Source organism: Larkinella fluvii (assembly GCF_051857545.1).
Taxonomy (GTDB): domain Bacteria; phylum Bacteroidota; class Bacteroidia; order Cytophagales; family Spirosomataceae; genus Larkinella.
On record NZ_JBPZHB010000003.1, the window covers coordinates 714,544 to 726,522 of the forward strand.

Sequence of the window (11,979 nt, forward strand, 5' to 3'; positions counted from 1 at the left end):
TTACCAGGGACAGGTTCGACTGTCTAAAAGCCACTTCATCGCTCCATAGATGAGCAAATCGGCGACCGGTTTCAGCGTGAAATCGCTCACGGCGGGCGCGGAAGGATTTCCTCCCCCCCAATTGTAGACACTCGACCAGGCAAAACTCCCGTTGTTGCTGACAAAACCGTACTTCATTCCCGGATTGCCATCAGTAACCAACTGCTGCGTCCAATGCTGATGCGCCTGACCGGTATACGATTGGAGGACCAGCTCGGTATCCAGCGTTTGATTCCCGCCAGCCGCACCGATAACCAGGCCCGTGCCGGTCATGGTCGTGAGCTTAGTGGAAGAACCTACAGGGTCAAGTTTCCAAATTTGCCCGTTCTGGCTATCGTCCGGGTCCTGTATTTTCAGGGTGCCATTCGCGTTGGTTAACCGTTTCCCGTTGGCCACCAACCGAATGGAGTAGCAGTTCGGGGAGGTAGGACACCCCACCGAGGTGAGCCTGAAAATTCGGTAGGTACCTGCATAGTCCGGATCGGAGGTGTTCTGAACACTTCCCCATAATTGAAGTTCCGGGTCGACGCCACGGCTTCTTAAATCCCAGGTATTTCCGGCGGACTGATGCACCCAGTACTGTCCGCTACCCGCTGCGGTTTGGGAAAAATTCCAGAATTGAAGGGTCGTATTGGTAAAAGCAGCCAAACGAATCAACTCACCGTTGCCCGCTGCGTTGACGGACGCCACCTGACCGCTCCCGTTTTGCGAGGTGAGTTTATACTGACCGTTTCCCTGTTGTTCGAATTTCCAGATTTGGTTGGCCTGTCCCACAACCTGCGTTTGCTGTTGAACGGTGTTGTCGCTCATCACCTGCATGGCTTTGCCGGAATAAACACTCGAAATGACAAAGCAACCGTTTCCGACGGCATCGCCCCCCGCGCAATTGGCGTTGGTTTGTACCGTTACCTGCCCGGCCGAACTGGTGCAGCCATTGAGCGTGCAAGTTGCTAAATACGTACCGCTGTTGTTGACCAGCAGCGTATTGCCGACGACTCCTGTTGACCAGGTGACGGTTCCGCCGGTGCAGCCACTGGCGGTTAAGGTCGCTGTCTGCCCCGGACAAATAGACGAGGGGATGGCTGACAGGGATGGGATCGGCGCCGAACAGCCCGGACAGGATACGGATAAAAGCTGGAAAAAACGGTACGGCTGGCTATAATGAAAATCGCCGGGATTGGTCATGCTGCCGTACAATTGAGCTTTAGGACCGGCTCCTGCGCCTTCGATGTCCCAGGTTGTACCCGCCGACAGACTGACCCGGTACTGCCGGGAGTTGGCTGCGGTTTCGTTAAAATTCCACAGTTGAAGGGTGGTGCCGGTATAGTTCCCAATCCGCAGAAACTCGCCCTGATTGGCCGAATTCGTTTGAAGGGCCTGCCCACTGCCATTCTGGGTCGTCAACTTAAAAGCACCATTGGGTTGCTGATCGAATCGCCAGATCTGGTTGGTTTGCCCGCCGACCGGCGTTTGCTGCTGAACGGTGTTGTCGTTCATCGTCTGTAATACTTTGCCGGACAAAGCATTGTAAATCAAGAAACAACCGCTTCCGGCCGAACTGTTGACCGTTGAAAATGGAGCGAGTTTTTTTGGGTTTTGTTCGCCGTTCGCATAATTGTAGTCGAAGGTCTTGAGCAAGTTCAGGTCGTGGTCGCGAATGGCATCCAGTCGCCCGAAATGGTCGTATTCATACCGGGTTGCGAAGCCATTTGGATCGGTGGTTGTTTTTACTCCCAGGAGTGGAACATCATAGGCATAACGGGTCGTTAAACTGGCCGCGGTATTGTAATTGGATGTTTCGCTGGTGAAAACCGAAAAAGGAATGAGTCCAGGATTGTAGGCATTCCATTCCAGGCGTGTACGCAAACCATTCCGCAGCAGGTATTCCAGCGGATTGCCCCGGCTATCATAGGCCGTATAAGTCAACTCCAGCCCGTATCGGCTGTCTTTGTTCGCCGTGCTGTTCGTCAGCGATAAGGGGACGTAGCTACTCAGCAGACAGCAACGATCCATCACCTGAAGCCGGTGTGTTTCTTTTGGCAACGCATACCCCGGAACGAGGCTGTTTTCTTCAAACAGATTCAATTGCCCCCCGATTAAATACGGATTGGGATCGGCAGAATAGCTTTTTCGGTAGGCATATTCTTCAATTACAACGTTCCGCTGCCCCCGATTCCGCAGGAGTTGGATGCCGCGTGTTGGCCCCGAAGCGGGCGTTGGGAAACTGAGGTCAAACGGGTACCGCATCTGCCGCACGGTGATGCTGCCATCAGCGGCCGTAACGGTTTGCTGAGCCGGTTGGTAATCGGCGTTGTACACGGTTTCGGTACTGGTTGCGACGGCATTGCCATTGCCCGCAGGGTACTGGTAGTCCTCGGTTCGAAATAGCCGAATGTTTCCTTTGGGCCAGGGATAGTAGGTGGGCGGTGAGTATTGGTTGCGCAGGTAGTCGCAGGGGGGAGGGGTTCTGGGATTGGAATAGTAGGTGGCCCATTCGGTCGTGTAGGTCAAGTTTTTTAGAATCAGAACCCCGGCTTTTGGCAGTTCTGTTTTTATCGGGTTCATATACGTATTGACCTGCTGATGAAGCATTTGATTGGCCTGATTATAAACCGTTCTGGTGAGCAGTTGCCCCCGATCCCAATGATAACTGGCCACATAGGTTCGCCCGGAATTTCCACCACCTACTCCAAACGTTACGTCACCACTGGTTCGGAAGGTGTAGACGGTTTTCCCGTTTTCATTCGAACCGTTGTAAGTGCCTTCATACTCGGCCACTTCCGGATACGTAACCGGACTGCCGTCGAACGGGCTGATGCTGGAGGTGGGATTGGAGCCGAATATGCGGGTTTGTTGCCGGCAGTCGGGGGGAAGCTGTTCGGAATACACATTGGACCAACTGCTTTTGTTCAGGGTCACGTTGAGGGTTCCGTACCCATTTTCGCCGGAGCCGTAGCGGTATGTTTTGACTTTAAGCGGGTCATTGGCCGATGCCTGGGTCTCGATTCGGTTCACCCGAAGTCCGCCCGCTAACTGGATGGCGTTTATGCCTGCGTCAAAATACCGGTTAGACTCGTAGAAAAAACGGGAATAGCCGCCTGTTGGGTAGGTTACTTTGTTCAGAATCCAGGCCTGCATGTGGGGCTCGCTACACGAGCGATTGGCTCCGCCGACCGTTGTCGAACCCATATAGCCTGCGGTGCCGTACAGGTTGACGGTTTGGGCCGGTATGAGCGTGGTCGGGTTGTTGGCTCCGTTGAAATAGCCCCAGACATCCCGGCTGCGCGATTGGGTCCCCGGCAGGTTCTGGGTCATGTTGTATTCGAACAGATATTTACTGATAATCCCGTTATTGATATCCTGCATCAACACGGCGTTGAGTTTCAATGGGGCATTCAGATAACTGTAATTCTGAGGTTGGGTTGCTGGAAAGTACCCCTGCTGGAGGTCAATCCGTTTGATTCGCTGGAAGGTGTTGGAAATAATGTTGAACCCATACACATCGATGTAATCCAACGCCTTTAGACCGGGTAGGTCGGCCCGATTGGCAGCTTCCGGCGAAAACGTTAGTTTCCCGCCCGGAAAAACGATTTCCTGCAACTGACGGGTGGTATGATACGTACTGACCGCAGCAGAAGTGAAATTCTGATTGCCCAGAAAGGCAAAACTGCAATCGCCTGAAGTCTGATCTACAATGGTTTGCGTATCGACGATGTCGGTGGTACTGTTGTAACTGACGGATGTATAATAAAACTGAACCAGATCATCCGGTCGGTTTCCCTGAATTTTGCTGAGCTGCCAGGCACTGGTGTAGCTGAGTTGTCCGCTGCCATTGTTAAAAGCGACGGATTCGGTCTGGTCGAACGTATAGACGATGCCGTCTTCGTCGGTCACCGTAAAGCCGGTGATGGTTCCCGTTTGGGATTGTATAAAGTTGATTTTAACCCGCTCGAAAGGCATGGTGGTGGCAACACTGCCCGTACCGTCCGGAATGAGCACAAACTTAAGGGTCCGTCCACCTGGAAAAGTCAGGTTAAACACATCATACCCGGAATCGTAGACCCGGTTATTATATTGTTCAAAGAAATTGAATATGTTGTCGCAGGCCGTATTTCCACTCACATTGGGGTCCAGGGTGGGATGAACGCCGGGCCAGTACAAAATCTCCGACAGTTCATCCGGCCGACCCGTCACGCTGCGTGAAATAACCCCGCCCGTATTTAAAGCCCAGCCCAAGCCAACCCAACTCGCCTGATCCGTTACTTTATGCCCTCCGGCATGGTAATCGAAACTGACCGGAACCCGCACCTGGCCCGCCGAGATGTCGAAAACCGGAACGGTGATCGACGGTATTCCCGTATTCAAACTAACCGGATGTTCACCGAATCGGCCCAGCGATGCTACATTGGGCGATTGGGGCGACAACGAAGGCCGTAAATTAGGAACCTGGCCTTGTGCCTTTGCTGCATCGATCGTAGTAAACAGCAGCAATGCAACGAGTAGAAACGGTTTCATGGAAGGGAGGATTATCGGCGCACAAAATACGTACTGCCCTGGTAAAGCGTATTATTCAGAAAACCGTCCGTAAACACCAGCGTATCCTTGCGACAGTCGTAACGAAACGTATCCCGAAAATTGAAAGCAGCTTTGTAGGTTTCAATCTCATCCGGTTTTCCCTCCCAGTAGAAGCGAATGACTTCATTCGCTACTTCGTAATGAAAGGAGATGGACAGGTCACTTCGTTTGGTATTCCGGCAATCATAAAAACTGAGTTCCCCTTTGTCTTTCCCCTTAAACTGGAGGACCAGTTCTTCTTCCAGCCGATTCTTTTGATTGGATTTCCCCTTTTTTCCACTCCGTTCCTTATCGCAAAGCACGAAGTCGTTGCCCCATTTTCCCGAAAAACAATCTTTGGCCAACGGAGCGGGGTTCACGGGTAAAGCACCGGAGCGGTATCGGCTCGTGCTGCCAACCAAAGCCAGAAAAATAACCAGCCCCATGTATTTGGCCTTCCTGAAAAGCAGTTCCATACCCATAAAAATTAGTGTTTCACGAAACGAACGGTTGTTATCTGATCGCCCTCCCTGACGGTTACGACGTAATGACCACTGGTCAGCCTGGTCAGGTTGAGGGTCTGTGTATACTGATGATCGGTTAAATTGCCGGCAGTCGTCATCAGGGGCTTGCCCTGTAAGTCAAACACGGTGAGTATCATTGCACCGGTTTGCTGATACCCGCGATAGCGTACGGCCGTCTGAACACCTGCCGGATTGGGCGTGAGCGTTAGCCGTTCCGGCTCGGCAGTCTGGCTGGCGGGCGCACAGGAACTACACTGAAGCCCGATGTCTAACCCCTGCATTGACCTGCCCCCTGGTGGGGTTGTAAAACGAATCAGCGCCGTCTGATCGGCCAGAATGGCGTCATTGTCAATTTGGTCAGCCTGGCTGGTGGCTACCGCTTTGCGCCGATCCGGCGCGGGCAAGCTCAGGCCCGAATGAGCCGTTTGTTGCAGGGGTACCCGGATTTCGTAGTCCGTCAGGGGCTGTATACCACCAGTTACCGATTGGTTATCAAAAGCATAATAACCCGCCTGATCGGTTTGGGTTTGTCCTGCCAATTTCCCTGCGTGATGGAGCGTTACCTGAATGGCTGGCAGCCCCGGCTCGTCGGCATCCTGTTGGCCATTGGCGTTGCGATCGTTCCAGACCCGGTTGCCAAGGGTCAACGGAGGAGGGTCAGCGATGACTTCGATATCACCCACATTGTTGGTTTTCCAGAAATAACCGGCCCGCTCACCGCCCGGAAATACCGCCTGCCCCCGAACAAAACTTCCGGTCTGATTGGCAAACCAGCGAAAACCGCCCGTCACATACTGACCCGGCACCGGTTCGCGGGCGGCTACGACCAGTTGCCCTTGCTCCGGCAGGAGAGCGAGCCCTCCCGTAGCGGTTTCCTGGTGCCAAACGATGCCATCGGCCTGAAACTGATCGTCGTGGTAAAATTCACCCCCGGTGGGTCCCTGTCGGTTATTTCGGCCAGCCGACAGTTGGTCACCCACACCGCCGTTTCGTTCGAGGTCGTAGCGGCCATTCCGAAAAGCGACCCGCAAAATATCTCCTCCTGACAAACCCCGGTAGGGCATCAAGGGCATGGACGGATTCGGGCGAAAGAGTTGTCCATCCCCGGCTTGGTGTCCGAGTCGGTCCATCAGGCCGAGAATCATCGATCCGTCGGTGTCAAATTCAATGTCAGCCAGGATAGGCTGTGGATGGATGAGCCAGTCGGGAGCCGACGAAACCCTGGCTTGCCGGTAATCATCCGTCCAGGGTTGCCACCCGGATACGCCGTAGTCGAGCGTGCCCCGTGGATAAGTCAAGGCCGTACTAAAAACCTCGGTAAAAGCAGGTGTGTTGGCATTCGGATTGAATCGGTAGACAATGGCTCTTAGATCCGCAACGCGCTTTGAATGACTGGCATCCTCAACAACGCCCACATAGACCCGGTCGTTGTGTATTTTAACGGCAAAAGGCTGGGCGTCGCCCGATTGTCCCGCTGTCAGGGGCAGTGTAAATTTTTTTACATCCGCGGACTGGGGTAATGCGCCATCAGCAGGCAGACGAATGGCATACAGGGCGCGGTCGTAAAGGTTCATGACGAACAGCATCTGCCCGTCGTCGGTTACATCCAGACCCCCTAAACTGCACTTGCCCACCAGGGAGAACATCAGCGAATCGTGGCTGACACTCGTAAGGCTACTGCCCAAATCGCGTTTCAGATTAGCCGGAGCCGTAGCGAAGCCCAATGCATCGAGATTGATGAAGGGCAAAACCGTTCCGTCGTCGGGCGACAGGCGGTAGATGCCCCCCGACCCTAATGGCCCGAAACCGGCGTGCCGTTTCGCCAGGGCGGCTGCATAGAGCCGTTGGGAAGTTCGGTCATACGCCAGCCCCCAGAGCGAACCCACTTGCCGGGGTGTGGCGATTCGTTTCAACGTGGATGGGTCGCCGGAGGCCGCAGTTATGACCACCGCCGTGAGCGAATCGGCACCCGCATCGCCGTAGTCGCCGTTCACATAAACCGTCTGAACCAGCCGTGGATTGGCTCCCAACTGGTTGGCAGGGTGCTGCACCGCCAGATTGACCTCGGCGGGTGTTGTGGCAAACCGCACCAGGGGTGTGTGTGACACCGGTTGCCAGCCTTTTTCCAGATTACCAAATTCCAACCGGACGGGCTGGTGTGGAGGAATCACCAATTGGTACGTCCCATCGGCCCCCGTCGTCGTTTGGGCAATTAATCGCCCGTCTGTCCCGTAAGCCTTCACTGCCACCGGGCTTACCGGGCGTACTACGCCATTTGCCCTATTAACGGCATTTGCGTCCTGCCAAACCCGTCCCGAAATCTGGGCGGATAGGATCGACGAGTACAGGAGCAAAATCAGTGTTGATAGATAGTTCATCATGGTTCATCTGATTTCTATATTGTTTTATGGTGTTACAGATAGTTGAAAAAAGCTTTTAAAGGATGTTGTATGGTCCTTGAATTTGCAAGTAGTATCATTTGCTTGTAAAAGCAAATATGATTTGGCAGTTATACTCATTCTATAAGTGGTTTCTCGGTGTACGTATTGACAAATGTTATAAGTGATATACTTGCTCTTTATTCAATCGAATCATTTCCCATTCGGCTGATTTTGTTTATTCCACCAGATAATATAGATCAATGTCTATTTCTCCATTTATTTTTACTACTAAATCCAGGAAATGCTTGCTAAAGGATAATGATGGTTTTTCATCGTTTACGATTTCTACTACTATATCTACTTTTGTCTCTAGATTATTGATTTTTATATAATCGGCGACTTTAGGCAGATTTGCTCTGAATTTTTGAAAGAAATTTTCCAGGAGTTCTTCTAAATACAAGGTCTCGATATACTCAGAAGAGTATGTCCAACAAGTTTCTTTTCTAAATAAATTGATTCGATTGGAAACAGTGTCGCCTTTTAACCAAGTCGAAGACGGGTTTAGCCCTGTTAGCTCACTAAATGAAAGTGGGTTAAGTAGATCTCCAAAGATCGAAAAAACAAGTTTTATTCTAGTCGCAGTTCTCATTTTAAAAATTCACCAGTTTGAATAGGAACTCCTTTGCCACCTTTTTGAAGAATGAGAATCTCATTAGTCTTAGTATCCTTGTACAAATCGTATTGAGATATTTTAGCTTTACTTCCCAAAAAGTCTTTTTTTATTTGATGTGCATCAATACCTGACTTTTTTAACAGATTGTCTGAAATTTTATTGAAATTCTTTTTAGTTTGTTCAACTAGTGCTTTCTCTACTGCTGTAGCGGCTAATTGTTTAACCGCTACAATCTTACTCCCCCAAATACTTTGGTCAGGCTGAACAAGGTGATTAAGTTATCAATAATTCGGGTCGGATCATCTTCGTCCCGTTTATCGGTAGCGAACAGCCAGGCATTGGTGCGATCACCGGGATCAAAATACGCACTTCCGTCGGGATTAATCGGTTGTCCGGATTCTCTCAGAAGAGGTCCAGATACTTTATCTTTTTTCTTGCTGCTCGCGGGGTTATCTCTCTAGCCTGGTCCATCGCCAGCATCCTGATAAGCCCCACGGAACTTTATCAACCCAGTCGAATACTTGCTGTTCTATTGACCTTTCTATATTTGGGCAGATCCTCCGCCTTGCTAAATCATATTTTAGGTCTATATTTTCCTTAGTCGTAGATATTTTCTCATACTTATTCAAGTTTATATGGAATATTAATCAAAGGATTAAAATCTTTTTTCCAAATATCTAGTTCTAGTAGATTACCGTTATCGTCTACATATAAAGAAGCTATTACTTCGACATTGTCTTCATCTTTAAACTGGTATTCACTAACTTGCTTATCAAATTTCCTATTCTCATTATAAACTCCATTTGGATATAAATATAAACTACCCATCTTTCCATCCTCCATTGAGCGGACAAGCAAATTGTTCTTCCAGTTTAAGGGAAAATCTATTATAGCATTTTTTACTAATAGTTCAAGAAGCCTTTCTTCTTGAACTGAAGGTTTTCTATTTGACTCCATGGATCCTTCCAATATTTATTGTACCATCTGAAAGCTTGAACGCTGAATATTGTATCCTTTGTCCAGCAATTTCTATTATAGAGTTTAGAGGCTTTCCTTCGGTTATTTTAGACGCAATGCTTGGAAAGTGTTTTTTTATCGCTGTCTCTACAATCGTTCGTTCCAAACCTAATGCATCAGTATGTCGAAAAGCATGATAAATCTGATTTTCTATCTTTCCAAACTGGATAGTAAATTTGGCCTCTCCTTTAATCGCTTGTCCAAACTCAAACAAAGATTTTAACCACCTCCCGACCTTTAGAAAACTGAAGCCACTTTCCACAGCACTACCAATGTCAACACCCGTCTGAGCAGCTTATTCTTCGGGAGTAAACCACGAGCCAAATTTTTTAGGTACTGTAGCTTTAATAACAGCATTTTGTTCAGGCCCAGAACGTAAGGTGCCGTTGGGATAAGCCCCACTAATGGGTGCTTCCTGCTTTTTATCTCCGTCTCCAGATTGGTTTGAACCACCACCACCTTCAAACCGCGTTATTGTCTGGGTTCTTCCAGCCGCATCATAGGATTCAACCGAACCATCCTTGCGGGTATACTGCTCTTGAATGCCATCCAGATAATCCTGCCCATCGGGATCGATATTCCGAGCCGGATTATTGGCTACATAGGCATAAGGAGATAACAGCAAGGAGTTCTCCGCCAGCGGATCGACCACACTCCACCGCCCAATCGTCGGATCGTACATCCGGGCCCCGTAATCCAGCCAGGGCGTTTGCAACTGTTGCTCCTTGCCGTTGTAGAGGTACTTGTTGGTGTTGACATCGCCTTGCCGCAGCACCGCCAGACAAAAACCGTAGTACTCCGTTTGCTGGACCACCGCCCCGTTGTCACTTACTAAAGTCGGCAACAGAGGTGATACATTATCTCAACGTGTCAAAGAACTGCTTGGTAATGCTAATATATCTTTAATAATACTTGTATTCGGCCTTGTCTTATTTCTTGATCCAATTTCCTTGTTTTTTTGAAATAGGAAATTTGAGAGTAAATATATTTATAAAAAATAATGAATAGGAGTCTTATCAATCCATTCGTACTCATAAATATCTTTCGATAATATTTCATTAATATTATCGAAAGAATACGCACCTTCATCGCCATTATTAAAGAATAAAAATTCGTTAATAGTTGTAATGATTTTGAAATAGTAAATTACTTTTTTTGTTTTTAAAGTATTACCTACTCCTAAAAATATGTGCTTAATTTCAGTGTTTAATAGTGCCGATAGTTTATCTCTATTTTCTTTTATAGATTTCATAGAATATAAATTGTGTTCAATATATTTTGAGTTTATCCATTCATTTCTTTGATTATATAGAATCGTTTCTCCATCGTCACTAATTTCAATATCAAAGTGAAATTTTTGATTGTTCTTTTCAAGATTGAAGTATAAGGCCATCAATGTATTCCCTAGGCTAACCTTGAATATTTCTATGATTCTAAATCCAATCATCTTATGTGTATCTATTTTTTCCAAATTGTTGACGCATTGTTGAAATGTTTGTTTCCAGTTGCATTTTTTAGAATTGTTATCGTAGTGATATTCTGCTGGGTCTGAAATGTTTAATTAAACTTATATTGTTGACTTATTTTCTTGTATAAACTTCCTAAGCCAGCATTATTAAAATAATATTCTTCTTCACCTGCATTATCAATCTGACAAACGTAATTTGTGAAATTATATTGGTTTTTAAAAGTATAACACCAATCTTTTAAAAAATCAATATTTTCTTTTAAGTTAACACCACGAAGGTCTTTTAAATCAAAATAGAATAATATTTCAAATTCTTCGTTATTGCGTCCTAAATTGATAAATACTTTGGGGATATATTTTCCGTTTATGTTCAAATTGTCAGTGGTAATTACAAGATCTATGTAATTGTCAGAGTTAAATATGTTGATAATTTTTTCAAAATTCTTAGTCGAAGGGACGTCAGGTGCATGGAATCGAACATCTTTGGCTTGAATTAACAAGTCAGCTAAAAAACTAAAATTCAAAATTGAAGAGATGCCTTTGAAAATTATTTCTGTTAATGTTGTCATCTTACTACAGGGACTCATTAGGGAAATTAATAGTAGATTACAACTATTTAATTCATTTCTTCTTCATAAGGAGGTCTTACATACTCCTTAAATTGCTCTTCAATAGCTCCATATTTTTTAAAATTTTCTCTTGCTTGATCTAAACTTATATTATTTGCTCCACCTTCATATGTGGGATCATTTAACTGCACTCCGTCATCTTCCCAAAAACAGACAGGGCATATTTGGAATGTATTATCTGCTTTTACATCTAAGGTTAAGTATCCACAACATGGACACTTGTACTTATCAAAAATATTATTGTCCATATTGCTTCACTTGCTTCAAAAAATAATCTATTCCACTTTTTGGGCGAAAAAATGTCTCTATATGTCCATTTGGGTGGGTGGTTAAAAATTCTCCTGTCACCTTGTTAAACCTAAATGTCCATCCTTGTTTAGAAGTAAAACCCATTATCTTTCCGCCCACCTGACTTTCTGCTAACTTTACCGCTCTGTTATAATAGGCCATTTCCGAAATTGTTCCCCATTGAGACCATTCAGAAGCATGTTTACTGAATTTAAAACCCAATCTTGGAAGCTTACCAGAAGTTAGCAATAGTTGTTTTATTTCCTTAGATACTCCACTCTTTAGAAGATGTTGGGAAATATTATTTGGTCATTTTGCCAATCGGTTCAACATCAAAGCACAATTAGCCCACAGGAGCCATGATTCTGAACTGCTGGTCGTCTGTTCATAATCTTTAGTGATCCTT

General features: G+C 47.0%; 11 protein-coding genes. All 11 read right to left on the minus strand.

Going from position 1 to position 11,979, the window contains the following annotated elements; all coding sequences use genetic code 11:
• Positions 1 to 4,554 (minus strand): RICIN domain-containing protein, encoded by a 4,554-nt coding sequence (locus ACS5NO_RS10300; protein WP_439415063.1) that lies wholly within the window; start codon positions 4,552 to 4,554, stop codon positions 1 to 3.
• Between the two features lie 11 nt (positions 4,555 to 4,565).
• Positions 4,566 to 5,069, minus strand: coding sequence for a hypothetical protein (locus tag ACS5NO_RS10305; RefSeq protein WP_439415064.1), 504 nt, complete (start codon positions 5,067 to 5,069; stop codon positions 4,566 to 4,568).
• An 11-nt stretch (positions 5,070 to 5,080) separates the two neighbouring features.
• Positions 5,081 to 7,498, minus strand: a complete 2,418-nt coding sequence (locus ACS5NO_RS10310) for an SdrD B-like domain-containing protein (RefSeq protein ID WP_439415065.1) — start codon at positions 7,496 to 7,498, stop codon at positions 5,081 to 5,083.
• 235 nt (positions 7,499 to 7,733) lie between these two features.
• On the minus strand, positions 7,734 to 8,147 hold the full coding sequence (locus ACS5NO_RS10315) for a DUF4279 domain-containing protein (protein WP_439415066.1): 414 nt from the start codon (positions 8,145 to 8,147) through the stop codon (positions 7,734 to 7,736).
• Positions 8,144 to 8,419 carry a polymorphic toxin type 33 domain-containing protein gene (locus ACS5NO_RS10320; RefSeq protein WP_439415079.1) on the minus strand — a complete coding sequence of 92 codons (276 nt, stop codon included), beginning with the start codon at positions 8,417 to 8,419 and terminating at the stop codon, positions 8,144 to 8,146. The genes ACS5NO_RS10315 and ACS5NO_RS10320 overlap by 4 nt, the downstream gene beginning before the upstream one ends.
• A 373-nt stretch (positions 8,420 to 8,792) precedes the next feature.
• Positions 8,793 to 9,128 carry a DUF6984 family protein gene (locus ACS5NO_RS10325; protein ID WP_439415067.1) on the minus strand — a complete coding sequence of 112 codons (336 nt, stop codon included), beginning with the start codon at positions 9,126 to 9,128 and terminating at the stop codon, positions 8,793 to 8,795.
• A 355-nt stretch (positions 9,129 to 9,483) separates the two neighbouring features.
• Positions 9,484 to 10,032: an RHS repeat-associated core domain-containing protein gene (locus ACS5NO_RS10330; protein WP_439415068.1), complete on the minus strand. Its 549-nt coding sequence runs from the start codon at positions 10,030 to 10,032 to the stop codon at positions 9,484 to 9,486.
• 144 nt (positions 10,033 to 10,176) lie between these two features.
• A complete protein-coding gene (locus ACS5NO_RS10335; protein WP_439415069.1) occupies positions 10,177 to 10,659 on the minus strand; it encodes a hypothetical protein in 483 nt (160 codons plus the stop codon).
• An 86-nt stretch (positions 10,660 to 10,745) separates the two neighbouring features.
• Positions 10,746 to 11,225 carry a Cdi1I family immunity protein gene (locus ACS5NO_RS10340; RefSeq protein WP_439415070.1) on the minus strand — a complete coding sequence of 160 codons (480 nt, stop codon included), beginning with the start codon at positions 11,223 to 11,225 and terminating at the stop codon, positions 10,746 to 10,748.
• Between the two features lie 47 nt (positions 11,226 to 11,272).
• Entirely contained in the window at positions 11,273 to 11,533 is a 261-nt protein-coding gene (locus tag ACS5NO_RS10345) for a CPCC family cysteine-rich protein (protein ID WP_439415071.1), read from the minus strand.
• Positions 11,523 to 11,735, minus strand: a complete 213-nt coding sequence (locus tag ACS5NO_RS10350) for a hypothetical protein (RefSeq protein ID WP_439415072.1) — start codon at positions 11,733 to 11,735, stop codon at positions 11,523 to 11,525. Before ACS5NO_RS10350 ends, ACS5NO_RS10345 begins: the two co-directional genes overlap by 11 nt.
• Positions 11,736 to 11,979: the final 244 nt, after the last annotated feature.

What these genes read in the sequence shown, in the direction of transcription:
- ACS5NO_RS10300 (WP_439415063.1), bottom strand. Translation starts at nt 4,554, where the DNA reads ATGAAACCGTTTCTACTCGTTGCATTGCTGCTGTTTACTACGATCGAT.
- ACS5NO_RS10305 (WP_439415064.1), bottom strand. Translation starts at nt 5,069, where the DNA reads ATGGAACTGCTTTTCAGGAAGGCCAAATACATGGGGCTGGTTATTTTT.
- ACS5NO_RS10310 (WP_439415065.1), bottom strand. Translation starts at nt 7,498, where the DNA reads ATGATGAACTATCTATCAACACTGATTTTGCTCCTGTACTCGTCGATC.
- ACS5NO_RS10315 (WP_439415066.1), bottom strand. Translation starts at nt 8,147, where the DNA reads ATGAGAACTGCGACTAGAATAAAACTTGTTTTTTCGATCTTTGGAGAT.
- ACS5NO_RS10325 (WP_439415067.1), bottom strand. Translation starts at nt 9,128, where the DNA reads ATGGAGTCAAATAGAAAACCTTCAGTTCAAGAAGAAAGGCTTCTTGAA.
- ACS5NO_RS10340 (WP_439415070.1), bottom strand. Translation starts at nt 11,225, where the DNA reads ATGACAACATTAACAGAAATAATTTTCAAAGGCATCTCTTCAATTTTG.
- ACS5NO_RS10345 (WP_439415071.1), bottom strand. Translation starts at nt 11,533, where the DNA reads ATGGACAATAATATTTTTGATAAGTACAAGTGTCCATGTTGTGGATAC.
- ACS5NO_RS10350 (WP_439415072.1), bottom strand. Translation starts at nt 11,735, where the DNA reads ATGGCCTATTATAACAGAGCGGTAAAGTTAGCAGAAAGTCAGGTGGGC.